The 23,349-nt window shown below is 71.4% G+C and carries 17 protein-coding genes and 6 tRNA genes; 17 read left to right on the forward strand and 6 right to left on the reverse strand.

Annotated features, from left to right (window positions below; all coding sequences use genetic code 11):
- Positions 1-109 precede the first annotated feature (109 nt).
- Positions 110-1,156 carry a cell division protein ZapE gene (zapE, locus tag I8D64_RS00095; RefSeq protein ID WP_200500509.1) on the forward strand — a complete coding sequence of 349 codons (1,047 nt, stop codon included), beginning with the start codon at positions 110-112 and terminating at the stop codon, positions 1,154-1,156.
- Here zapE and treZ read toward each other — a convergent pair.
- The 6 genes from treZ to I8D64_RS00125 all read right to left on the reverse strand — a co-directional run bounded on the left by treZ (position 1,135) and on the right by I8D64_RS00125 (position 9,193).
- Positions 1,135-3,159, reverse strand: coding sequence for a malto-oligosyltrehalose trehalohydrolase (treZ, locus tag I8D64_RS00100; RefSeq protein WP_200500510.1), 2,025 nt, complete (start codon positions 3,157-3,159; stop codon positions 1,135-1,137). The two genes, zapE and treZ, sit on opposite strands and share 22 nt — an antisense overlap.
- Entirely contained in the window at positions 3,156-5,756 is a 2,601-nt protein-coding gene (treY, locus tag I8D64_RS00105) for a malto-oligosyltrehalose synthase (protein ID WP_200500511.1), read from the reverse strand. The genes treZ and treY overlap by 4 nt, the downstream gene beginning before the upstream one ends.
- A 58-nt stretch (positions 5,757-5,814) precedes the next feature.
- Positions 5,815-8,085, reverse strand: a complete 2,271-nt coding sequence (gene glgX, locus I8D64_RS00110; protein WP_200500512.1) for a glycogen debranching protein GlgX — start codon at positions 8,083-8,085, stop codon at positions 5,815-5,817.
- 61 nt (positions 8,086-8,146) lie between these two features.
- Positions 8,147-8,935 (reverse strand): NAD-dependent epimerase/dehydratase family protein, encoded by a 789-nt coding sequence (locus I8D64_RS00115; protein WP_200500513.1) that lies wholly within the window; start codon positions 8,933-8,935, stop codon positions 8,147-8,149.
- Positions 8,936-9,023: 88 nt separating this feature from the next.
- Positions 9,024-9,095, reverse strand: a tRNA-Val gene (locus tag I8D64_RS00120).
- Between the two features lie 25 nt (positions 9,096-9,120).
- Positions 9,121-9,193: transfer RNA gene (locus I8D64_RS00125), tRNA-Gly, on the reverse strand.
- A gap of 272 nt (positions 9,194-9,465) precedes the next feature.
- Between I8D64_RS00125 and I8D64_RS00130 the strand changes: the two genes are divergently transcribed.
- From I8D64_RS00130 to I8D64_RS00205, 16 genes are all read left to right on the forward strand, one after another.
- Positions 9,466-9,537: transfer RNA gene (locus I8D64_RS00130), tRNA-Val, on the forward strand.
- 26 nt (positions 9,538-9,563) lie between these two features.
- Positions 9,564-9,636 (forward strand) — tRNA-Gly (locus I8D64_RS00135).
- 76 nt (positions 9,637-9,712) lie between these two features.
- Positions 9,713-9,783 (forward strand) — tRNA-Cys (locus I8D64_RS00140).
- Positions 9,784-9,813: 30 nt separating this feature from the next.
- Positions 9,814-9,885 (forward strand) — tRNA-Val (locus I8D64_RS00145).
- A gap of 237 nt (positions 9,886-10,122) precedes the next feature.
- Positions 10,123-11,652: an OFA family MFS transporter gene (locus I8D64_RS00150; protein WP_200500514.1), complete on the forward strand. Its 1,530-nt coding sequence runs from the start codon at positions 10,123-10,125 to the stop codon at positions 11,650-11,652.
- A 201-nt stretch (positions 11,653-11,853) separates the two neighbouring features.
- Complete coding sequence (gene thrS / locus I8D64_RS00155; RefSeq protein ID WP_200500515.1) at positions 11,854-13,854, forward strand: threonine--tRNA ligase; 2,001 nt, start codon at positions 11,854-11,856, stop codon at positions 13,852-13,854.
- Positions 13,855-13,863: 9 nt separating this feature from the next.
- Positions 13,864-14,511 carry an HIT family protein gene (locus tag I8D64_RS00160; protein ID WP_200500516.1) on the forward strand — a complete coding sequence of 216 codons (648 nt, stop codon included), beginning with the start codon at positions 13,864-13,866 and terminating at the stop codon, positions 14,509-14,511.
- Positions 14,508-15,779, forward strand: a complete 1,272-nt coding sequence (locus I8D64_RS00165) for a PrsW family intramembrane metalloprotease (RefSeq protein WP_200500517.1) — start codon at positions 14,508-14,510, stop codon at positions 15,777-15,779. Before I8D64_RS00160 ends, I8D64_RS00165 begins: the two co-directional genes overlap by 4 nt.
- 62 nt (positions 15,780-15,841) lie before the next feature.
- Positions 15,842-16,600: a YebC/PmpR family DNA-binding transcriptional regulator gene (locus I8D64_RS00170; RefSeq protein ID WP_200500518.1), complete on the forward strand. Its 759-nt coding sequence runs from the start codon at positions 15,842-15,844 to the stop codon at positions 16,598-16,600.
- Positions 16,601-16,652: 52 nt separating this feature from the next.
- Complete coding sequence (ruvC, locus tag I8D64_RS00175) at positions 16,653-17,243, forward strand: crossover junction endodeoxyribonuclease RuvC (protein ID WP_200500519.1); 591 nt, start codon at positions 16,653-16,655, stop codon at positions 17,241-17,243.
- A gap of 26 nt (positions 17,244-17,269) precedes the next feature.
- Entirely contained in the window at positions 17,270-17,890 is a 621-nt protein-coding gene (gene ruvA, locus I8D64_RS00180) for a Holliday junction branch migration protein RuvA (RefSeq protein ID WP_200500520.1), read from the forward strand.
- The gene (gene ruvB, locus I8D64_RS00185; protein ID WP_200500521.1) at positions 17,887-18,960 is read left to right on the forward strand and encodes a Holliday junction branch migration DNA helicase RuvB; all 1,074 of its coding nucleotides are present in this window, start codon (positions 17,887-17,889) and stop codon (positions 18,958-18,960) included. The genes ruvA and ruvB overlap by 4 nt, the downstream gene beginning before the upstream one ends.
- A gap of 198 nt (positions 18,961-19,158) precedes the next feature.
- Entirely contained in the window at positions 19,159-19,659 is a 501-nt protein-coding gene (gene yajC, locus I8D64_RS00190; protein WP_246482622.1) for a preprotein translocase subunit YajC, read from the forward strand.
- A 42-nt stretch (positions 19,660-19,701) separates the two neighbouring features.
- Positions 19,702-21,597, forward strand: coding sequence for a protein translocase subunit SecD (gene secD / locus I8D64_RS00195; RefSeq protein ID WP_200500522.1), 1,896 nt, complete (start codon positions 19,702-19,704; stop codon positions 21,595-21,597).
- On the forward strand, positions 21,594-22,661 hold the full coding sequence (gene secF, locus I8D64_RS00200; RefSeq protein ID WP_200500523.1) for a protein translocase subunit SecF: 1,068 nt from the start codon (positions 21,594-21,596) through the stop codon (positions 22,659-22,661). The genes secD and secF overlap by 4 nt, the downstream gene beginning before the upstream one ends.
- Before the next feature lie 119 nt (positions 22,662-22,780).
- Positions 22,781-23,293, forward strand: a complete 513-nt coding sequence (locus I8D64_RS00205) for an adenine phosphoribosyltransferase (protein WP_246482655.1) — start codon at positions 22,781-22,783, stop codon at positions 23,291-23,293.
- The last annotated feature ends 56 nt before the right edge of the window (positions 23,294-23,349 follow it).

Here is a 23,349-nt window from a genome sequence, read left to right on the forward strand (position 1 = left end):
GCCGAGGCCGGGGATCGCCGGGTCCCGAGCACGCCGGGGCCGGCGCGCGATCGTGGACCTGCCCACAGGAGATCTGCCGCGATCGCCCGCGCCCCTAGACTGGGCGGCCGTGACCGAGTCCCTCACCGCGCGCACCCCAGCCCCCTCCCTCGAGCGCCTGGTCGCCGACCTCGTGCCGCCGCCGCGCTTCGCGAAGGCGCGGCTGGACAACTACGTGCCCGATCCGCAGTACCCCTCCCAGCAGGAGGCGAAGGAGCGGATCGCCGAGTTCGCGCACGGCATCGGCCGCAGCGGCGGGTCGAAGGGCCTGCTGGGCATGTTCCGCAAGCGCCCGCAGGCGGCGCGCGGCCTCTACCTCGACGGCGGCTTCGGCGTGGGCAAGACCCACCTGCTGACCTCGCTGTTCCACATCACCGACGGGAACCCCGTCTACGGCACCTTCGTCGAGTACACGAACCTCGTGGGGGCGCTCGGCTTCACCCGCGCCGTGGAGCTGCTGGGCGGCTCCTCGCTCGTGTGCATCGACGAGTTCGAGCTCGACGACCCCGGGGACACCCTGCTGATGACGCGGCTGATCCGTGAGCTCTCCGATCGCGGCGTCGCGATCGTGGCGACCTCGAACACGCTGCCGGAGGCGCTCGGCGAGGGGCGCTTCGCCGCCCAGGACTTCCTGCGCGAGATCCAGTCGATGTCCGAGCGCTTCGACGTGCTGCGGATCGACGGCGAGGACTATCGGCGGCGCGAGGCCGTCGCCGAGGCGCCCGCCCTGCCTGAGGAGACCGTGCGCGAGCACGCCGAGGCCACGCCCGGCGCGACGCTGGACGATCTCCCCGCCCTCCTCGCGCACCTCAAGACCGTGCATCCCTCCCGCTACGGGGCGATGCTCGACGACGTCTCGTTCGCCCATCTCGTCGACGTGTCCACGATCGCCGACCACAACAACGGCCTGCGCTTCGTGGTGCTCGTGGACCGGCTCTACGACCGGGAGATCCCGGTGCTCGCGAGCGGCCAGGACGTGGCGGGCATCTTCACCGAGGAGCTGCTGCGCAGCGGCTACCGCAAGAAGTACTACCGCTCCCTCTCGCGCCTGACCTCGCTCGCGCGCGACGGCGCGAAGGACCTCGAAGGCGCCGCTCAGGACGCCTCGGCCGACTGAGCCGCGGCGTCGCTCCCGCGGACGACGAGCGCGCCGGGGCCCGCGAGCCCGACGACGAGCTCCTGGGCATCGCGGCGCAGCGCGCCGAAGGAGGCGAGGACCTCCCGGCCGACAGCCGTGCCCGACGCGGGCATCCCGGCCCCGCCCTCCGCGCGGGTGACGAGCACGTGCACGTCCCCGCGGCGCAGCACGAGCGACTCCTCGTCCAGCACGTCGACCCCGACGTGCCCGAGGTCCGGATCCGTCAGCTCCGGGAGCGCGCGGCGCAGGCCGATGAGCGTGCGGTACCACTCGAGCATCGAGGCGTGCGCGCCCTCGTCCCTCTCCTCCCAGTCCAGGAAGGAGTCGGTGAAGGTGGAGCGGGCCTGCGGGTCCGGCACGTCCGATGAGTCCCAGCCCATCTGCGCGAACTCCTCGCGCCGCCCGGCGGTGACCATCGACCCCAGCGGCTCGGCATGGTCGGTGAAGTACCGGAACGGGGCGCTGCACGCCCATTCCTCGCCCTGGAAGAGCATCGGCGTGGGCGCGCCCAGCAGGATCAGCGCGATCGCCGCGGCGTGCTCGCCGGGGGAGAGCAACTGGTGGACGCGGTCCCCGCGCGCGCGATTGCCCACCTGGTCGTGGTCCTCGAGGAAGGCGACGAAGGAGTGCGCGTCATAGGCGTCGGTCGACGGATCGACGGGCGCGCCCCAGACCCGTCCGCGGAAGGTGGAGAGCGTCCCGGCGTGCTCGAAGACGCGGGTGAGGGTCCGCGCCAGCACCTCGGCGCTGCCGAAGTCCACGTAATAGCCCTGGCGCTCGCCGCTGATCCACGCGTGGACGGCGTGATGGACGTCGTCGGCCCACTGCATGTCCATGCTGAGCCCGCCGCGAGCGGTGGGCGTGACGGTCACGGGGTCGTTGCGGTCCGATTCCGCGATCAGGGTCAGCGGCCTCCCGGTCTCGGCCTCCCAGTGGGCGACCGCGTCGGCGAGCTCGGCGAGGAAGTGCCGGGGCGAGTCGTCCTGCAGCTCGTGCACGGCGTCCAGCCGCAGGCCGTCCAGCTGCATGTCCACGAGCCAGAACCGGGCGACCCCGCGCAGGAAGGCGCGCACCTGGTCGCTGCCCGCGTCGTCGAGGTTCACGGCCCAGCCCCACGGGGTCTCGTGGCGGTCGGTGAAGTACGGGCCGAAGGCGCCGAGGTGGTTGCCGTCGGGCCCCAGGTGGTTCAGCACCACGTCCAGGACCACCGCGAGGCCGCGCGCATGCGCCGCCTCGACGAAGCGGGCGAGCGCGGCGGGACCGCCGTAGGCGGGGTGCACGGCCATGAGGTCCACCCCGTCGTACCCCCAGCCGCGCTCGCCGGGGAAGGCCGCGAGCGGCATCAGCTCGACCGCGTCGACGCCGAGCGCGACCAGGTGGTCCAGGCGCTCGATCGCGGTGTCCAAGGTGCCGGTGCCGCCGTCGGCGGACGGCGCGAAGGTGCCCACGTGCAGCTCGTAGACGACGCCCCCGCGGAAGGAGCGACCCTCCCACGGCGCATGCGGGAACAGCCGAGGGCGCACGACCTCGCTCGGGCCGTGGACCCCGTCCGGCTGGGCGAGGCTGCGCGGGTCCGGCAGCCAGTCCCCGTCCTCGTCCAGGCGGAACGCATAACGGGTACCCGTGCTCGGCACGGCGACCGGGTCCTCGGCGTCGGTCCCGTCGCCGCGCAGTCGGTGCCAGCCGTCGCCGACGGGCTCGAGCGAGCGCACGACCGCGTCCGCCTCCGCGTGGGTGTGCCACTGCGCGTGCGAGTGCGTGCGCGCCGAGCCGGGAAGGGCCGCGGTCTCCTCGCCGCGGGGTGGGACGGTCAGACGCACCTGCACCGTCCGTGCGCGCGGAGCCCAGACCTCGAGGACGCCGTCCGCATCCCGCACCGGCAGCGGTGCCGGGCCCGACGGAGGTCTCGCCGGGGAGGATGACGACGCCGTGCGCGCCGCCTCGGTCCCGGTCCTGGTCGTGTCGCTCGCGTGCTCGCTCATGCCGCCTCCTCGCCATCGGTCCCGCCGGCTGTCGCGCCTTCGGTCCCGCCGTCGGTCTCGTGCTCGAAGGACCCATGCCCGTCCGTCTCGTCGGCGCGCACCAGCAGCGCCGCCGGCCAGTCCTCGAGCAGCGCCGTCAGGCGCACCTGTCCTCCGTCGGTCTCCCGGCCGCTCAGCAGATCAAGCCAGCGGCCCTCGGGCAGCACGATCACCGCCTCGCCGAAGCCGCCGCGCTGGGCGAGGCCGTGCGCGAGGCGGGTGACGACCGTGACCTCCTCGAGCGGCCCGTCCTCGAGGGCGCGGCCGAAGGCCACCGCATGCGCGGTCGAGGTCGGCACCGGGCGGTAGACGGCGGAGCGCCCGCGGAAGAGCTCGGGACGCTCGCGGCGCAGGCGCAGCGCGCGATGGGTGAGCCAGAGCTTCTCGTCGGCCACGCCGTCGGGCCGCGCGCCCTCGCGCATGCGGGCGAGCCGCGCCGCGTGCCCGGCGTGGTCGACCTCGCGGCGGTTGTCGGGATCGACGAGCGAGAGGTCGATGGACTCGCACCCCTGATAGACGTCGGGAACGCCCGGCATCGTGAGCTGGACGAGCTTCTGGCCGAGGATCGCCGCGCGCTGCGCGCCGAGCGTCCTGCGGGTGAGGTCCTCGAGGATCGACGCGACCTCGGGGGAGGCGAGGGCCGCGCGCCCCAGCTCCCGGACCTGGTCCTCGTACTCGATGTCCTGGTCCGTCCAGGTCGTGCGGGTCTTCGCCTCGCGCATGGCCTTCTCGAGGTAGCCGATGAGACGGTCCTCGTCGATGCGGTCGCTGTGCGCGCCCGGCAGGTCCCAGGTCCCCAGCAGCGTCTGCCACAGCAGCAGGCGCAGTGCGCCGTCGACCCGGTCCCCGGTGTGCGCGGCCACCGCCTGCTCGAGGTCGAGCACCGCGAGGCCCCATTCGTGGGGGATCTCGGTGAGCACGGCGAGACGGGCGCGCACGTCCTCGCTGCGCTTGGTGTCGTGCGTGGAGAGGGTCGTCATGGAGTCCGGACGCGTGTGCACCATCGTCGCGCAGTGGTCGTGGAGGTCGTCGGGCTCGACGCCGATGCGGTCGGGATCCGCGCCCACCTCGGTGACCGGCAGGAACCGCGGATAGCGGTAGAACGCCGTGTCCTCCAGGCCCTTGGCGTGCACGGGTCCGCAGGTCTGGGCGAAGCGGACGATCAGCTCGGCGCGGTCGGCGCTCGCCGTCCGGCCGGCGCTGCCCGCCTCGTCCCCGCACACGAGCGCGAGCACCACCTCGAGAGCCGCGCCCAGGTCCGGGTCCTCGCCCAGGAGATCGCGGGCGCGGGCGGCCGCCGCCTCGAGCACCGCGCGCTCGGCGCCGCTCGCGCTCTCCCCGGGGACGATGTAGGCGCGATAGCGGTCCATCGAGGCGAGCATCGCGACCAGCACCCTCTGGATCTGGCGGCGCGTGGTGTCGCGCAGTCGGATGTCCTCGGCGCAGATGCGACGGACGAGGTCCGTGAGGCGCTCGACCTCCGCCCACAGGCTCGTGGAGATGATGAGCGCGGTGGACTCGGCGGCGATCTCCTCGAACGGCCGCAGGTCGCCCGTGGTGCGCTGCCAGACGTGCGTGAGACCCAGCGCGCCGCGCGGGTCGTGGAAGAGGCCGCCCACGCGCCACAGGGCGTCGTACCCGGTCGTGCCGTCGCAGGGGAAGTCGCCGGGCAGCTGTTCGTCGCCCTCGAGGATCTTCTCCACCGCGGTCCAGGCGCCGCCGGAGGCCTCGTGGAGGTCGCGCAGGTATCCGCGCGGATCGGCGAGGCCGTCGGGATGGTCGATCCGGTATCCGTCGACGACGCCCTCGGACTGCAGCTGCAGGAGCAGCGCATGGGTCGCGGTGAACACCTCGGGCAGCTCGACGCGCACGGCCGCGAGGGTGTCGACGTCGAAGAAGCGACGGTAGTTCAGCTCGTCGTCGGCGACCTTCCAGTAGGCCAGCCGATACCACTGGCGCTCGAGCAGGTCGACGAGGCCCAGGTCCTCGGTGCCCGGGGCGATCGGCAGCACGTGGTCGTAGTAGCGCACCACGCTCTCCTCGCGCGTGCCGCCGTCGCGCTGGGGCACGTCGGCACGGGACACCTCGATCTCGCCGTCGGCGAGGACCTGACCGATGGGGCGCCCCAGCACGGGCATGAGGATCGAGTTCTGCGCGCTGATGTCCACGTCGAACCAGTCGGCGAAGGGCGAGGCCGGCCCCTCGCGCAGCACCGACCACAGGGCGCGGTTGTGCCAGACGGGCGTGGGGATCGCCATGTGGTTGGGGACGACGTCGACGATCAGCCCCATGCCGTGCGCGTGGACGGCGTCGGCCAGCCTCCGCAGGGCGTCGATCCCACCGATCTCCTCGCTGATCCGCGTGTGGTCCACGACGTCGTACCCGTGGGTGGAGCCGGGTGCGGCCTGGAGCACAGGGGAGCAGAACACGTGTCCCGCCCCGAGGTCGGCGAGGTAGGGGACGAGCGCGGCGGCGTCGTCGCAGGTGAAGCCCGCGTGCAGCTGGAGCCGGTACGTGCTGGTGGGGACGATCCGGGAGGGGGCGGGGAGGGTGACCATGTGCTGCGTGCTCCTTCGCGGGTCGGGACCAGGGCGGGACCGTGGTGGGCCGAAGGGTTCAGCGCCGCGGGTGCGAGGCGCTCGTGATCCGCGGCGCGGCGAGCGGGCCGGGGGACTGCGAGGACGCGCTCGAGTACGCCCGTCCGCGCGGCGGCAGGGCTGCCTGCGAGGAGTCGTACTGCTCGGCCTGCGCGCCGTCGGCCTCGTCCGCGGCGTGATCCTCGGGGTGGCGCCCCAGGATCAGCACGGAGTAGGCGGGCCGCGTGATCGTCTGGCCGGGCTCGAGCCGCTCGCCGAGATCGAGCTGGTGGGCCGTGCCCGAGGCGACGTACCAGGCAGAGCCGAAGTCCTCGGGCGGGACGCGGAAGTCCACGTCGTTGCCCGCCCAGTTGAACATGAGCAGCGCGGAGTCGTCGATGATGCGCTCGCCGCGGGCGTCCGGCTCCGGGATCGCGGAGCCGTTGAGGAACACGTCCACGCACTTGTTCTGCGGGTCGTCCCACTGCTCCTGCGTCATCTCGGTGCCGTCGGTCGCGAGCCAGACCACGTCCGGCAGGGACTCGTCGCCCTCGCAGGGGTTCTGGCCGCCCAGGAAGCGCCGGCGCCGGAAGATCGGATGCGCCCGGCGCAGGGCGATCATGTGCCGGGTGAAGTCGAGCATGTCCTGCTGGTCCTCGTCGAGGTCCCAGTCGACCCATGAGATCTCGTCGTCCTGGCAGTAGGTGTTGTTGTTGCCCTGCTGGGTGCGGCCCATCTCGTCACCGTGGAGGATCATCGGCACGCCCTGGCTGACCAGGAGGGTCGCCATGAAGTTCTTCGCGCGGCGCAGACGCAGCGAGGTGATGGCGAGGTCCTCCGTCGGCCCCTCGGCCCCCGAGTTCCAGGAGCGGTTGTGGCTCTCGCCGTCGTTGCCGCCCTCGCCGTTGGCCTCGTTGTGCCGCTCGTTGTAGGAGACGAGGTCGCGCAGGGTGAAGCCGTCGTGCGCGGTCACGAAGTTGACGGAGGCGATCGGGGTGCGGCCCGTGTGCTGGTAGAGGTCGGAGGAGCCCGCGAGGCGGGAGGAGAAGTCGGGGAGCACGCCCGGCTCGCTGCGCCCCGCGTCGCGCACGGTGTCGCGGTAGCGGCCGTTCCACTCCGACCACAGGGGCGGGAAGCCGCCCACCTGGTAGCCGCCCTCGCCGAGGTCCCAGGGCTCGGCGATGAGCTTGACCTGGGAGATGATCGGGTCCTGCTGGATGATGTCGAAGAAGGCGGAGAGCCGGTCCACCTCGTGCAGCTCGCGGGCGAGCGTCGAGGCGAGGTCGAAGCGGAAGCCGTCCACGTGCATCTCGCTGACCCAGTAGCGCAGCGAGTCCATGATCAGCTGCAGCACGTGCGGGGTGCGCATGAGCAGGGAGTTCCCCGTGCCCGTGGTGTCGTAGTAGTGCGCCTTGTCGTCATCGACGAGCCGGTAGTACGAGGCGTTGTCGATGCCGCGGAAGGAGAGGGTGGGGCCCTTGTCGTTGCCCTCGGCGGTGTGGTTGTAGACGACGTCGAGGATCACCTCGATGCCGGCGGCGTGGAGGTTCTTGACCATGGTCTTGAACTCCTGGACCTGTTGGCCGGCGTCCCCCGCGTAGGAGTACTCGTTGTGCGGGGCGAAGAACCCGATCGTGTTGTAGCCCCAGTAGTTGCGCAGCCCCTTCTCGACGAGGTGGCCGTCCTGGACGAACTGGTGCACGGGCATCAGCTCCACGGCGGTCACGCCGAGCGACTGCAGATGGCGGATGATCTCGGGGTGGCCCATCGCCACGTAGGTGCCGCGGATCGACTCGTCGATCCCCGGGTGCTGCATGGTCAGGCCCTTGACGTGCGCCTCGTAGATGACGGTGTCATGGTACTCGTGGCCGGGGGAGTGGTCGCTGCCCCAGTCGAAGTAGGGGGAGACCACGATGCCGAGCATCGTGTGCGGGGCCGAGTCCTCCTCGTTGCGCCGCTCGGGGTCCTCGAAGTCGTAGGAGAAGAGCGAGGGATGGTTCGTGGCCATCCCGCTGATCGCCTTCGCGTACGGGTCCAGCAGCAGCTTCGACGGGTCGCAGCGCTGGCCGGCCGCGGGGTCGTAGGGGCCGTGGACGCGGTAGCCGTAGCGCTGCCCGGGCTGGACCGCCGGGAGGTAGACGTGCCACACGAACGCGTCGACCTCGGTGACCTGCACGCGGGTCTCGGTGCCGTCCTCGTCGAACAGGCACAGCTCGACCCGCTCGGCCGCCTCGGAGAACAGGGCGAAGTTCGTGCCGCCGCCGTCGAAGGTCGCGCCGAGGGGGTACGGCTGTCCCGTCCAGATCTGCATGTGTGCACAGTACCCGGGCGCACCTGGGGCCGACGGGGCGCGGCGCGGGCCGTCGGCCCTCTCAGGACCCTTCCGGCCAGTCGCCCGGACTGTCGGCCCCGCCCTCGACGACCTCCTCGTGCGCTCCGGGGAGAGCGGTCCAGTCGTCCTGCGGGCGGTAACCCAGCTCGAGCATGGTGTCGGTGATGTCCCAGCGGCGATTGGCGTTGGCGGAGATCGCGTAGTAGATGCCGAAGGGCACGTCGGCCTCGAGGGCGCTGCGCACGGCCCGGGCCGCGTCGTCCGGGGAGAGCCACATGGCGCGCAACAGGTCCACGTCCGTGGACAGCGGGTCCTCGCTCATCCATCCGATGCGCAGGGCGATCACCTCGAGCCCGAAGGCGTCGTGGTAGTGGCGCCCCAGGGCCTCGCCGAACACCTTGGAGACCCCGTAGAGGGAGTCCGGCCAGGGCGGCATGTCGCTGTGCACGGGCCACTGCTCGTGGCGGTCGTACCCGCCCATCGCATGGTTCGACGAGGCGAGCACGACACGGCGCACTCCGGCGTCCCGCGCCGCCTCCAGCACGTTGCGCTGTCCCACGATGTTCGGACCCAGCACCGACTCCCAGTCGGACTCGGGGGAGGCGGATCCCGCGAGGTGGACGACCGCGTCGATCCCCTCCATCAGCGCGCGGACCTGGTCGTAGTCGGTCACGTCGGCGACCCGCAGCCGGTCGCGCAGCTCCTCGGTGCGTGCGTGCCGGCCCTGGGGGACGATGTCGTACTCGTCGTCGAGCCGGGCGAGCAGTGCCGTGCCCACGCCGCCCGTCGCCCCGGTCAGCAGGATCCGCTTCTTCGCGTCATCGCTCATGGGGCCATTGTGGGACGTGCTCGGCGGCCTGGCCAGAGCCGGGCGCGGACACGAGAAAGGCCCCGGTCGATGACCGGGGCCTTCAGCGTGGGCGATACTGGGATCGAACCAGTGACCTCTTTCGTGTCAGGAAAGCGCGCTACCACTGCGCCAATCGCCCATGCAGCCGAGCTGCGAGGGGACGGAGCGGACGACGGGACTCGAACCCGCGACCCTCACCTTGGCAAGGTGATGCTCTACCAACTGAGCCACGTCCGCGCATCTGCCGGATCCATCGCTCCCGGGTCGCCCCGGAGCAAGTGGTTCCTGCTGACGAAGAGACACATTACGGGTGTGTGCGCGCCGCGTGCAAATGCACGTGATGCGCGGCACCAGCCCTGCGGGGCCTCGGCCGGGGTGGCTCACACCACAGCGCGAAGTGGTCTCTGACGTTCGGATCTGCGGCGCTGGTGGTGTAATCTCGTCCAGGTCCGATCGGGAGCCCGGCTCCCGCAGAGGACGTCGGAGGGCCCGCTCACGGGTGGCCCGACGGGCGATTGGCGTAGTGGTAGCGCGCTTCCTTCACACGGAAGAGGTCACTGGTTCGATCCCAGTATCGCCCACGACAGGATCCTCGGATCCTCGTCATGCGGACGTGGCTCAGTTGGTAGAGCATCACCTTGCCAAGGTGAGGGTCGCGGGTTCGAGTCCCGTCGTCCGCTCCGGGAGGCGGCGCGCCCGACACTGTCGGGAGCGCCGTTCCTCATGAGGGGCCGTCCTCGCGTCGGCCGCTCGTCCGGTGGGTTGGCCGAGAGGCGAGGCAACGGCCTGCAAAGCCGTGTACACGGGTTCGAATCCCGTACCCACCTCCGCTTCCGCCTCCGGGCGGAGGACGATCAGGGCGATTGGCGCAGTGGTAGCGCGCTTTCCTGACACGAAAGAGGTCACTGGTTCGATCCCAGTATCGCCCACCCCTGAAGGCCCTGACCGGCGCATCCGGTCAGGGCCTTCGTCATGTCCCGGCTGTTCCCGAGCGTTCCCGGCCGTCTCCGGCCGGCCCCGAAGTGGTGTCGCCGCGGCGCGTGCCCGAATGGTCCGTGCGCCGGCGCGGACCGTGTAGCGTCTGCACGTCCGGTCCTCACGATGCTGTGCAGGAGACCGGTATCGCCCCGCCCCTTTCCCCCGAGCTCGATGCTGAGGAGCCCGCCATGTCCGTGCTCGAACGCGACGCGATCGTCGCGCCCGTGAAGTTCAACCGCTGGCTGATCCCGCCCGCGGCCCTCGCCATCCACCTGAGCATCGGCCAGGTCTACGCGTTCTCCGTGTTCAAGGCCCCGCTGATCGACCACTTCGGCTTCGACGAGGGCAGCGGCGAGGTCGCGACCGGGTGGATCTTCTCCCTCGCGATCGCGATGCTCGGCATCTCCTCGGCCATCGCGGGCGCCTGGGTCGAGAAGGTCGGCCCGCGGAAGTCGATGGTGGTCTCCGGCGCCTTCTGGGTGGCGGGGTTCCTGGTGGCGACCCTGGGCGTCGCGACCAGCCAGCTCTGGCTCGTGTACGTCGGCTACGGGGTCATCGGAGGCATCGGACTCGGGATCGGCTACATCTCCCCGGTGTCCACGCTCATGAAGTGGTTCCCGGATCGTCCGGGCCTCTCCACGGGCCTCGCGATCATGGGCTTCGGAGGCGGCGCGCTCATCGCGAGCCCCGCCTCCAACGCGCTGATGGCGGTGTACGGCGGCGGCGCCGATCATCTCGGTGACGGGATCACCGGCACCTTCCTCACCCTCGCGGTGATCTACCTGATCGTCATCGCCCTCGGCGCGTACGTCATCCGCCTCCCGCATCCCGACTGGGCACCGGCCGGGTTCGACGCCTCGCAGGCCACGGCCAAGCCCATGCAGTCCGCGGGGAACGTCTCCGTCCGGGGAGCCATGCGCACGCCGCAGTTCTGGCTGCTCTGGATCGCGCTGTTCACCAACGTCACCGCCGGGATCGGCATCCTCGAATCCGCCTCGCCGATGATCCAGGGATCCTTCGCCGGGATCACCGCGGTCGCCGCCGGCGGCTTCGTGGGACTGCTCTCGATCTTCAACATGGGCGGCCGCTTCGTGTGGTCCACGGCCTCGGACTACCTGGGCCGCAAGAACACGTACCTGGTGTTCCTCGGCGGCGGGATCCTCCTGTACCTGCTGCTGGTGACCGTCGGCTCCCAGGCGCTCGCGATCTTCGTGCTCTCGGCGCTCGTGATCATCTCGTTCTACGGGGGCGGCTTCGCCACGGCGCCGGCGTACCTCAAGGACCTGTTCGGCGTGTACCAGGTGGGCGCGATCCACGGCCGCCTGCTCACGGCATGGTCCTCCGCCGGCATCGTGGGGCCGCTGATCGTGAACTCCGTGGTCGAGCACCAGAAGAACTCGGGCCAGGAGGGCTTCGGCCTCTATCGCCTGGCGCTGGTCATCATGATCGGCATCCTCGTCGTCGGCTTCGTCGCGAACCTCCTGATCCGCCGGCTCGACCCGCGCCACTTCGAGGACCCGGAGGTCGTCGCGAAGAAGGCCGAGCACGACCGCGAGGCCGCGGCCAAGGCGTCGGACGCCCGGCACGGCGATGGTGCGGCGTCCGCGAGCGGTGCGCACACCGCCGCGGCCGGCGTGCTCGGGCTCATCGTGGTCGCGGCGCTGGCCTACGGCGTCGTGAAGACGCTCATCACCGCCGTCGCACTGTTCACCGGCTGATCCCGCGCGGGCCGGTCGCGAGTCGTGCTGGGCGCGCCTCGTGCCCGGCCCGGGTCGTGCCGGTCGCGCGTCGAGACCGTCCCGGGTCGTGCGCGTCTCGCGCCGGTCGAATGCGGTTCTCGGGGGAGGCGGCGGCCGGATACGATCGTCCGCGGAGCCGGCATCGTCGGCCGGCTCGACCCGACCAGCAAGGAGCACCCCGTGGCCCAGATCGCCATCACCCTCGACGGATCCCCCCAGCAGATCGAGGAGGGGACCACGGGTACCAAGCTGTTCGAGGGCCAGGGCACGATCGTCGCCCTGCGGGTCGACGGCGAGCTGCGGGACCTCGCGACCGCTGTGGCCGACGGCCAGGAGGTCGAGGGCGTCGAGCTCGGCAGCGAGGACGGCCTGGCCATCCTGCGCCACTCCACCGCGCACGTGCTCGCCCAGGCGGTGCAGCGCGTGGACCCCGAGGCGAAGCTGGGCATCGGACCGCCCATCACCGACGGCTTCTACTACGACTTCGATGTCGAGACCCCCTTCACCCCCGAGGACCTCAAGAACCTCGAGAAGCAGATGGGGCGCATCGTCAAGGAGAACCAGCGGTTCGTGCGCCGCGAGGTGAGCGACGACGAGGCCCGCGCCGAGGAGTCCGGCGAGCCCTTCAAGCTCGAGCTCATCGGTCTGAAGTCCTCGGCCGACGACGCCGCCGAGGGAGCGAGCGTCGAGGTCGGCGCGGGCGGACTGACGATGTACGACAACGTCTCGAAGAAGGGGGACGTGGTCTGGACCGACCTCTGCCGCGGCCCCCACCTGCCTTCGACCAAGCACATCGGCAACGGCTTCGCCCTGACCCGCTCCGCTGCCGCGTACTGGCGCGGCAGCGAGAAGAACCCGATGCTGCAGCGCGTCTACGGCACCGCCTGGCCCACCAAGGACGAGCTCAAGGCCTACCAGGAGCGGATCGCCGAGGCCGAGCGCCGTGACCACCGCCGCCTGGGCTCCGAGCTGGACCTGTTCTCGTTCCCCGACGAGATCGGCTCCGGGCTGCCCGTGTTCCACCCCAAGGGCGCGATGATCAAGATGGAGATGGAGGACTACTCCCGCCGGCGCCACATCGAGGCCGGGTACTCCTTCGTCTCCACCCCGCACATCACCAAGAAGAACCTCTTCGAGACCTCCCGCCACCTCGAGTGGTACGCCGACGGCATGTACCCGCCCATGCACCTCGACGAGGAGCAGGACGCGGACGGCAACGTCACCAAGCAGGGCCAGGACTACTACCTCAAGCCCATGAACTGCCCGATGCACAACCTCGTCTACCGCTCCCGGGGCCGCTCCTACCGCGAGCTCCCCCTGCGGCTGTTCGAGTTCGGCAGCGTCTACCGCTACGAGAAGTCCGGCGTGGTCCACGGCCTCACCCGCGCCCGCGGGTTCACCCAGGACGACGCGCACATCTACACCACCCGCGAGCAGATGCGCGACGAGCTCGCGAGCCTGCTGACCTTCGTGCTGGACCTGCTGCGCGACTACGGGCTCGACGACTTCTACCTCGAGCTGTCCACCCGCGACCCCGAGAAGTCCGTGGGCGACGAGGCGACCTGGGAGGAGGCGACCCGCACCCTCGAGGAGGTCGCCCGGGAATCCGGCCTGGACCTGGTGCCCGATCCGGGCGGCGCCGCCTTCTACGGCCCGAAGATCTCCGTCCAGGCCAAGGACGCCATCGGCCGCACCTGGCAGCTCTCGACCATCCAGCTCGACTTCTTCGAGCCCGAGCTGTTCGAGCTCGAGTACACCGCGTCCGACGGCTCCCGCCAGCGCCCGGTGATGATCCACCGCGCGCTCTTCGGGTCGATCGAGCGCTTCTTCGGCGTGCTGCTCGAGCACTACGCGGGCGCCTTCCCGGTCTGGCTCGCCCCCGTGCAGGTCGTCGGCATCCCCGTCGCCGCCGAGTACGCGCCCTACCTCGACCAGGTCGCGCAGAGGCTGCGCGAGCGGGGAGTGCGCGTGGAGGTCGACGCCTCGGACGACCGGATGCAGAAGAAGATCCGCACGCACACCAAGGAGAAGGTGCCCTACCTCCTCATCGCCGGCGGCGAGGACCAGGAGAACGGCGCGGTCTCCTTCCGCTTCCGCGACGGCAGCCAGGACAACGGCATCCCCGTGGACGAGGCCGTCGAGCGCATCGTCGAGTCGATCCGCACCCGCGCGCAGGTCTGAGGAGGTCCGATGGGCACGCCCGAGCAGCACGGCTCCGCGGAGCAGAGGGCCGAGGACGAGCACGCCGACGAGCAGCGGACCGATGAGTCCGTGCGCGTCGAGTCCCCGAGCGCCTTCGCGGGCGAGGACGACGGCATGGACCGGCTGTGGACGCCCCATCGGATGGTGTACATCCAGGGCGAGGGCAAGCCCGAGGACCCCGACGACGGCGAGCAGTGCCCCTTCTGCGCGGGCCCCGCGACGAGCGACGAGGACGCGCTCATCGTCCATCGCGGGTCCCTCGCCTTCGTGATCCTCAACCTCTTCCCCTACAACAGCGGCCACCTCATGGTGTGCCCGTACCGCCACGTCGCCGACTACACGGACCTCACCGAGGACGAGGTCGTCGAGGTCGCGGAGCTCACCAGGACCGCGATGCGGGTGGTGCGCGAGGTCTCCCGTCCCGACGGCTTCAACCTGGGCATGAACCAGGGCGAGGCGGGAGGGGCGGGGATCGCCGCCCACCTGCACCAGCACGTCGTCCCGCGCTGGATCGGGGACGCGAACTTCCTGCCGATCGTCGGGCGCACCAAGGCGCTGCCGATCCTGCTCGCGGACACCCGCGCCCAGTACGCCGCGGCCTGGCCCGGCGGGGCGGGGGAGGGCGAGAGCGCATGAGCACCCCGGGGACCACCGCCGGCTACGGGTACGACGTCGACCGCACGGACCCGCAGGCGCCCGGGCACCTGCGCCCGGGCTCGGCCCGGCGCGCCCGCAGGCGGCGCCCCTGGGTGCAGATGCTCGTCTGGGGCGGTGCGATCGCGGCCCTGATCCTGGTCGCCGCCGGGGTGTGGTTCTTCACGATCCGGCCGCTCGGCACGGGCACGGCCCTGGTCGCGTTCACCGCCGCGCTCGTGCCCGTGAGCCTCGTGATCGCCGCCGTGTGGTGGCTGGACCGGTACACGCCGCAGCCACGGATCACCCTCGTCTACTCCTTCGTGTGGGGCGCGGCCGGATCGGTCGCGCTGACCTTCGTCATCGGCGGTGCCGTGACCTGGTGGATCACCCCGCAGGACGCGGGCGAGAACACCGCGAACTTCCTCGCCGCCGTGGTCCAGGCGCCTCTCGTCGAGGAATCGATGAAGTCCTCCGGGCTCATCGCCCTGCTGATCTGGGGTCGACGCTTCATCGGCGGGCCGATCGACGGCGTCGTCTACGCCATGCTCATCGCCGGCGGCTTCGCCTTCACCGAGAACGTGCTCTACTTCGGGCGCGCCTTCCAGCAGGCGCAGGCCTCAGGCACCGTCGACGCCTTCTGGCAGACCTTCCTGCTGCGGGGCCTGCTCTCCCCGTTCGCCCATGCGAGCTTCACCTCGCTGTGCGGACTGGGCCTGGGGATCGCCGCCGAGCGCCGCTCCCTCATGCTCTACTTCGGACTGGGCGTCGGCGGGCTCTCGCTGGGCATGTGCCTGCACGCCCTGTGGAACGGCTCCACCTTCTTCATCCAGGTCGACCAGGCAGCGCCGATGGCCGGCTTCCTGCGCTACTACCTCACGATCCAGCTCCCGCTGTTCCTCCTGCTCGCGGGCATCATGACCTTCCTGCGGCTGCGCGAGAAGCGGATCGTGCGCACCCAGCTCTCCGCCTACGGGCGCGCGGGATGGTTCGCGCCCCGCGAGGTGGACATGCTGGTCTCGATCCGCGCCCGCCGCCGCGCCGAGAAGTGGGCGTCCGCCCACGGGGCCGTGCCGCGGATGGCGATGCACGACCTCATCCTCGCCGCGGTGGACCTCGCCATCACCCGGCACGGCGTGCTCCACGGGAAGCCGACGGCCAAGACCCGTGAGCGCGAGCGGGAGCTGCTCGAGCGGATCACCGCGGACCGTCGGCTGATCGGGGCGCTCAGCCGGCCCGTCGTCCCCTCCGCGTCCGCCGCGGACGGCTGAGGGCCGCGCCGGCCGTAGACTGTCGGGGTCCAGACCGAAGGATCGACCAGCCGAGGAGACACATGTCGGGTCACTCCAAGTGGGCGACGACCAAGCACAAGAAGGCCGCGATCGACGCCAAGCGCGGCAAGCTGTTCGCCAAGCTCATCAAGAACATCGAGGTGGCGGCGCGTACGGGCGGGCCGGACCCCGCGGGGAACCCGACCCTGTACGACGCGATCCAGAAGGCCAAGAAGACCTCGGTCCCCAACGACAACATCGACCGCGCCGTCAAGCGCGGCGGCGGTCTGGACGGCGGCGGCGTCGACTACCAGACGCTCATGTACGAGGGGTACGCCCCCGGCGGCGTCGCCCTGCTCGTCGAGTGCCTCACGGACAACAAGAACCGTGCGGTCTCCGAGGTGCGCCTGGCCTTCACCCGCAGCGGCGGCAACATGGCCGACTCCGGCTCGGTCGCCTACATGTTCAACCGCAAGGGCGTCGTCGCCGTCCCCAAGGAGGGGAACACCGAGGACGACCTGCTCGAGGTCGTGCTCGACGCCGGGGCGGAGGAGATCAACGACGAGGGCGACACCTTCGAGATCATCTCCGAGGCCGGCGACGTGGTCGCCGTGCGCAGCGCGCTGCAGGAGGCGGGCGTCGACTACGACAGCGCCGAGGCGCAGTTCGTGCCGAACATCCGCACCGAGGTCGATCTCGACGGCGCCCAGAAGGTGCTCCGCCTGATCGACGCGCTCGAGGACAGCGACGACGTGCAGAACGTCTACTCGAACCTCGACATCCCCGAGGACGTCGCCGCGCAGCTCGAGGACGAGGACTGATCCTGCTGTCCCCGCGCCGGGAGTCTCCGTCCGCACCCGGAGCGTCGCAGCGATGACGCTCCGGGTGCTCGGCGTGGACCCCGGGCTCACGCGCTGCGGCTACGGCGTCCTCGACGCCGGTCGTGGCCGCTCGGCGACCCTCGTCGACGTGGGCGTCGTGCGCTCGAGCCCCGAGGAGGGCATCGACCAGCGCCTGCTCGTGATCTCCCGGGGGCTCGAGGAGAAGATCGAGGAGCACGCTCCGGACGTCGTCGCCATCGAGCGGGTCTTCAGCCAGAACAACACCTCGACCGTGATGGGCACCGCCCAGGTCTCCGGCGTCGCGATCCTGCTCGCCGCGCAGCGCGGCATCCGGATCGCCATGCACACGCCCTCCGAGGTCAAGGCCGCCGTCACCGGCAGCGGGCGCGCCGACAAGAAGCAGATCCAGACCATGCTGGTCAAGCTGCTGCACCTCGAGGCGCCTCCGAAGCCGGCCGATGCGGCCGACGCCGTCGCGATTGCCCTCACCCAGCTCTGGCGCGGGCCCGGGCCGGTGCGGCTGGACTCCAGCGGCCGCGCCCGCACGAGCGCGCAGTCCGTCTGGGCCGAGGCGGAGCGCAGCGCGCGGCACGCCCGGGAGTCCTCGACCTCCCGCTTCTGATCGAACACGTGTTCTAGGGTGGTGCCGTGATCGCTTCTCTCACCGGGACGGTGGCCTCGATCGGCCTCGACTCCCTGGTCCTCGACGTCCACGGCGTGGGCTACCTCGTGCGCACCACGCCCGCCGCCCTCACCCAGACCCGGCACGGCGCCCCGCTGACCCTGCACACCGAGCTCGTCGTGCGCGAGGACTCGCTGACGCTGTTCGGGTTCCCCTCCGCGGAGGACACGGAGACCTTCCGGATCGTGCAGTCGGTGAGCGGCATCGGCCCGCGCCTCGCCCTCGCCGTGCTCGCGGTCCTGTCCCCGGAGGATCTGCGCCGCGCGGTCGCCGCGCAGGACGTCAAGGCCATCACCCGCACGCCCGGGATCGGGCCCAAGGTCGCCAGCCGCATGATCCTCGAGCTCGGCGGCAAGCTCGCACCGCCCGCCGCGGAGCCGGGGGAGCAGCAGGTCGACGACGCCGGCGCCCCCGTCGTCGGCGCGCACCCGCTGGACGACCAAGTGGTCACGGCCCTCATCGGCCTCGGCTGGCCCGACAAGGCCGCGGCCGACGCCGTCTGCGGCGTCCACGAGGAGCCCGACGCCCCGCAGGACGCCGCCGGACTGCTGCGCGCCGCCCTGCGCCGCCTCGGAGGCAGCCGGTGAGCGCCTCGACGGACGACTTCGACGAGGCCGACGACGGCGGGCGCGCCCTCACGAGCGCGGAGTCGGGGGCGCTCGAACGGGCCGCCGAGGCGGCTCTGCGCCCGAAGAGCCTCGCGGACTTCGTCGGCCAGGAGGTCGTGCGCGAGCAGCTCTCCCTGGTGCTCGACGCCGCCAAGGGCCGGGGGCGTCCGCCCGAGCACATGCTCCTCTCGGGTCCCCCGGGACTGGGCAAGACGACCCTGGCGATGATCATCGCCACCGAGCTGTCCGTGCCGCTGCGCATCACCTCCGGGCCCGCTGTGCAGCACGCGGGGGACCTCGCTGCGATCCTCTCCGCCCTCGAGGAGGGGGAGGTGCTGTTCATCGACGAGATCCACCGGCTCGCGCGTCCCGCCGAGGAGATGCTCTACATCGCCATGGAGGACTTCCGGGTCGACGTGGTGGTCGGCAAGGGAGTCGGCGCGACCTCGATCCCGCTCGAGCTGCCGCCCTTCACCGTCGTCGGCGCGACCACACGGGCGGGGCTGCTCCCCGCGCCGCTGCGCGACCGCTTCGGGTTCACCGGCCATCTCGACTACTACCGGGCCGAGGAGCTGCACCGCGTGGTCACCCGCTCGGCCGGGCAGCTCGCGGTCGAGATCGAGGACGCGGCCGCCGGCGAGATCTCCTCCCGCTCCCGCGGCACGCCCCGCATCGCCAACCGCCTGCTGCGGCGCGTGCGCGACTGGGCGCAGGTGCGCGGCGACGGTCGGCTCGACCTCGACGCCGCCCGTCGTGCCCTGGACGTCTACGAGGTCGACGAGCGGGGACTGGACCGCCTCGATCGCGCCGTGATCTCGGCGCTGTGCACGCGCTTCGCCGGGGGACCGGTGGGGCTGTCGACCCTCGCCGTGTCCGTGGGCGAGGAGACGGAGACCGTCGAGACGGTCGTCGAGCCGTACCTGGTGCGCGAGGGCTTCCTCACCCGCACACCGCGGGGCCGCATCGCGACGCCGCTCGCCTGGTCGCACCTGGGGCTCGCCGCCCCCGAGCCCGCATCGGGCACGACCCCGCCGCTCGGTCGGTTCTGAGGCGTCGGGCGGTCGCCGGCAGAGGCGCTCGCGCCGCCGCGAGGATGTTCCGAGGGGACGTTCGGGGTCGGCAGGTAGAGTGGTGCGGGTGCGCGTGCGGCCGAGCCGCTCAGCGCCCGCCCGTGCGGCTGCGCCGCACCCGTCGATCAGCTCGCGCCCCGCGCCCCTCGGTGCCAGGCGGCGCTCGAAAGGACCCCCATGCAGTCCATGATCCCCCTCATCGTGATGTTCGGTGCGATGATCCTGCTGATGGTCTGGATGTCCAGCCGTCAGCGCAAGGCCCAGGCCGCCCAGCAGGAGAAGGTCAAGGCGCTCGGCGTCGGGGACGAGGTCCGCACCCACTCCGGCTTCTTCGGCCTCATCGTCGAGGAGTACGACGACGTCGTCATCCTCGAGACCGAGTCCGGCGCGCACACCAAGTGGGCCCGCCAGGCGATCGCCGGCCCTGCGGACCCGAACGCCGCGCACAACGATGCTCCCGCCCTCGAGGGCGAGACCGTCGAGAGCTCGGAGGGCTCCGAGAGCTCGCGCCCCGCGCAGGACGCCACCGCGCCCGACGCGAGCGCGAGCGGCACCGAGGACCGCGCGGAGTCCCTGCCCGACTTCGGCGACGAGTCGCCGGCGTCGGCCGACGCCTCCCGCGAGGGCGAGATCCCCGGCGTCACCACCCGGGGCGACGAGCCCAACGCCGCACGCTGAAGCACCCCTGACACGTCGCCCCGCTGAGGAATCGCATATCGCATGAGCGCACGTCGCACGTCCCTGGGAGGGCTCGTCCTCCTGATCGTGGTCCTGATCGGCATCGTCGGTGCCGGGGTCTGGAAGGGCGGCTGGCAGGCCTCCCCGAAGCTCGCCCTCGATCTCGAGGGAGGCACGCAGATCATCCTCCAGGCGAGCACGACCGACGGCTCCGCCATCGACGCGGACTCGATGGATCAGGCCCGCGAGATCATCTCCCAGCGCGTGAACGCGATGGGCGTCGCCGAGACGGAGATCAGCGTCCAGGGCGGCACCAACATCGTCGTCGACGTCCCGGGGAACCTCGACTCGGAGACCCGCGAGGCGCTCGGGGCGACGGCGGCGCTGTCGTTCCGGCCCGTGCTCGCCACCCTCGACCCGTCGGGGACGGACAGCGCCAAGGCCAGTGACGACGGGGGATCGGGCCCCTCCGACGAGGTGTTCTCCGGCGCGATCACGCTGGACGACCCGTATGCGCCGAACTCGACCGCGCAGGCGACCGGCACCTCCGATGCGTCCGACGGCGCCTCCGACGGCGGGGGCGACGGCTCGTCCTCGGACGTGCCTGCCGCCTGGTCCTCCGACTGGGCGACCACGGCGCTGCAGTCGCAGGCGGCCGCCGTGGACTGCTCCGATCCCAAGGCGCAGCAGGAGATCGCCTCCTCGGCGCCGAACTCCCAGCCCGTCGTCGCCTGCAGCGACGACGGCTCGGCCAAGTACCTGCTGGGCCCGGAGGTGCTGCCCGGCACCGTGGTGACCAACGCCAGCGTGGGCAGCGACACGAACTCCTCGGGCCAGGCGACCGGCGCCTACCTGGTGAACATGCAGTTCACCTCCGAGGGCAGCAAGACCTTCGGCACCATGACCAACGCGCTCTACAACAAGAAGGGCGCGACCGACTCCTTCGCGATCGTCCTGGACGGCCAGGTCGTCTCCGCCCCCTACGTGCAGACGCCCTCCTCCAACGGTGCGTCGATCAGCGGCAACTTCGATCAGGACACCGCGAAGCAGCTCGCCGACCAGCTGAAGTTCGGCGCGCTCCCGCTGCAGTTCGACATCCAGTCCGAGCAGCAGATCTCCGCGACGCTCGGCGGCGACCAGCTCGAGAAGGGCCTCATCGCAGGCATCATCGGGCTGATCCTCGTGGTCGCCTACGCGGCTCTGCAGTACCGGGTGCTCTCGATCGTGACGACCTCGAGCCTCGTGGTCACGGGTGTGCTCACCTACCTCACGCTCACCGTGCTCTCGCACATCCCGGAGATCGGCTACCGCCTCTCGCTCGCGGGCGTGACCGGCCTGATCGTCGCGATCGCCTTCACGGCCGACTCGTTCATCGTCTACTTCGAACGCGTGCGCGACGAGATTCGCGACGGCCGCGGCATCGTCGCGGCCGTGGACCATGGCTGGAACCGCGCCAAGCGCACCATCCTCGCCTCGGACACGGTGAACCTCATCGCCTCGATCGTGCTGTACGTCCTGTCCACGGGCAGCGTCCGCGGCTTCGCGTTCACGCTGGGGCTCACCACGATCATGGATCTCGTGGTGGTGTTCCTCTTCACCCACCCGCTGCTGCAGACCCTCGTGCGCACCCGATTCTTCGGCAAGGGCCATCCCATGAGCGGGCTCGATCCCGCCCAGCTCGGCCGCCATGTCCCCGCCTACGCGGGCCGCGGTCGGGTCCGCTCCGCCGCTGAGCGCGGACCGGTCGACGGCGCGGACGACGAGGCACCCGTCCGAGAGACCCTCGCGCAGCGCAAGGCGCGCCTGGCCCGGGAGGCCAGGGAGGGGACGGCGACGGGGGAGCCGGACCGGAAGGGGACGACCGCTGACCCCGGCCCGGATCCCGGGCGCGAGGACGGCGGATCGCAGGGCGACGAGGACGGGAGTGACGCACGATGAGGCTCAGCACGGCGAATCTCGGCAACGACCTGCACACCGGCGCGGTCTCCGTCCCGATCGTGCGCCGCCGGCGCACCTGGTACCTGATCAGCGTCATCGTCGTCGTCATCCTCGGCAGCATCGCGCTGGTGCGCGGGGTGAACCTGGGCATCGAGTTCACCGGCGGCTCCGAGTTCCAGGTCTCGGGCGTCAGCTCGTCCCAGGAGTCGCAGGCCCGCGACGTCGTGCGCGAGGTCGTCAGCGACAACGAGCCGAAGGTGACGATGATCGGCGGGAGCACGCTGCGCGTGCAGACCGCGCAGCTCGACACCCAGCAGACCCAGCAGGTCGCCCAGGATCTGGCGAACACCTACGACGTGCCCGTCTCCGACGTCTCGACCTCCTACATCGGCCCGGTCTGGGGCGGCGACGTCACCACGAAGATGGCCCGCGGCGTGGTCGTGTTCATCCTCCTGGTCGCCGCCGTGATGGCGCTCTACTTCCGCAACGTGAAGACCTCGCTCGCCGCGATGATCACGCTCGTGCACGACATGCTCTTCACCGCCGCGGTGTACGGCGTCGTCGGCTTCGAGATCACCCCGGCCACCGTCATCGGGTTCCTCACGATCCTCGGCTACTCGCTGTACGACACGATCGTCGTGTTCGACAAGATGCGCGAGAACACCGCCCACCTGACCGATCAGAACCGCAGGACGTACTCGGAGGCCGTCGAGCTCGCGGCGAACCAGACGCTCATGCGCTCGCTGAACACCTCGATCGTCGCCCTGCTGCCCGTGGGCTCGATCCTCGCGATCGGCGCCTTCGTGCTCGGCGCCGGCACCCTCAAGGACATCTCCCTGGCCCTGTTCATCGGCATCTTCGTGGGCACCTACTCCTCGGTGTTCCTCGCTCCCGGCCTCGTGGTGACCCTGCGCGGACGCGAGAAGGACATCGCCGCCCACAGCAGGCGCGTCCTCGAGGCCCGCAGCGCCGGGACCGAGGGGCCCGGCGCGGACGACGACTCCGACGGGGCCCTCGAGAGCGCAGCGGGCGCCACGACCACCACGACCAGGAGACGCCGATGACCCCCGCCCTCGCGAGCCCCGCAGGCTCGACGCCCGCCGACCCCACGACCGTCGGCGCCACGACCGCCGCCGGCACCGGCCCCTCCGGCCGGCTCGATCCCGAGCAGGTGCGGGAGCTCATGGCCTCGCACATCGACACCTATCAGGATTTCCCCGAGCCCGGTGTGCTGTTCCGCGACATCACCCCGCTGCTGCGCGACCCCGAGTCCTTCCATGCCGTGATCGGCCACTGGAGCGCGATCCTGCCCGAGCAGGTCGACCTCGTGGTCGGCGTCGAGGCGCGCGGCTTCGTGCTGGGCGCGCCGCTGGCCTACGAGATGGGCGCCGGCTTCGTGCCCGCGCGCAAGGCCGGCAAGCTCCCCGGCGCCCCGCGCTCGATCAGCTACGACCTCGAGTACGGCAGCGCCCAGATCGAGATCGCGGTCGACGCGCTCCCGCGCGGAGCCCGCGTGATGGTGGTCGACGACCTCCTGGCCACCGGCGGCACCGCCGCGGCCACGATCGAGCTCGTCCGCCGCTTCGACGTGGAGCTGCTGGGTGTCTCCTTCCTCCTCGAGCTCGAGGGCCTGGGCGGGCGCGATCGACTCCCCGCGGACGTCCCCGTCGTGACCGTCGAGTCCGTCCAGAACTGAGGCTCTGGGCCGCTCCGGGCCCTCGGCCGCACGGGGCTCGGACGCTTCCGGATCCG

This window comes from Brachybacterium halotolerans (genome assembly GCF_016623465.1).
GTDB lineage: Bacteria > Actinomycetota > Actinomycetes > Actinomycetales > Dermabacteraceae > Brachybacterium > Brachybacterium halotolerans.

Coding starts and splice junctions, on each gene's coding strand:
- I8D64_RS00205 (WP_246482655.1), top strand. CDS start 22,781: ATGGCCTCGCACATCGACACCTATCAGGATTTCCCCGAGCCCGGTGTG.
- I8D64_RS00165 (WP_200500517.1), top strand. CDS start 14,508: ATGAGCACCCCGGGGACCACCGCCGGCTACGGGTACGACGTCGACCGC.
- secF (WP_200500523.1), top strand. CDS start 21,594: ATGAGGCTCAGCACGGCGAATCTCGGCAACGACCTGCACACCGGCGCG.
- I8D64_RS00150 (WP_200500514.1), top strand. CDS start 10,123: ATGTCCGTGCTCGAACGCGACGCGATCGTCGCGCCCGTGAAGTTCAAC.
- ruvC (WP_200500519.1), top strand. CDS start 16,653: ATGACGCTCCGGGTGCTCGGCGTGGACCCCGGGCTCACGCGCTGCGGC.
- I8D64_RS00170 (WP_200500518.1), top strand. CDS start 15,842: ATGTCGGGTCACTCCAAGTGGGCGACGACCAAGCACAAGAAGGCCGCG.
- yajC (WP_246482622.1), top strand. CDS start 19,159: ATGCAGTCCATGATCCCCCTCATCGTGATGTTCGGTGCGATGATCCTG.
- treY (WP_200500511.1), bottom strand. CDS start 5,756: ATGGTCACCCTCCCCGCCCCCTCCCGGATCGTCCCCACCAGCACGTAC.
- secD (WP_200500522.1), top strand. CDS start 19,702: ATGAGCGCACGTCGCACGTCCCTGGGAGGGCTCGTCCTCCTGATCGTG.
- I8D64_RS00160 (WP_200500516.1), top strand. CDS start 13,864: ATGGGCACGCCCGAGCAGCACGGCTCCGCGGAGCAGAGGGCCGAGGAC.
- glgX (WP_200500512.1), bottom strand. CDS start 8,085: ATGCAGATCTGGACGGGACAGCCGTACCCCCTCGGCGCGACCTTCGAC.
- I8D64_RS00115 (WP_200500513.1), bottom strand. CDS start 8,935: ATGAGCGATGACGCGAAGAAGCGGATCCTGCTGACCGGGGCGACGGGC.
- treZ (WP_200500510.1), bottom strand. CDS start 3,159: ATGAGCGAGCACGCGAGCGACACGACCAGGACCGGGACCGAGGCGGCG.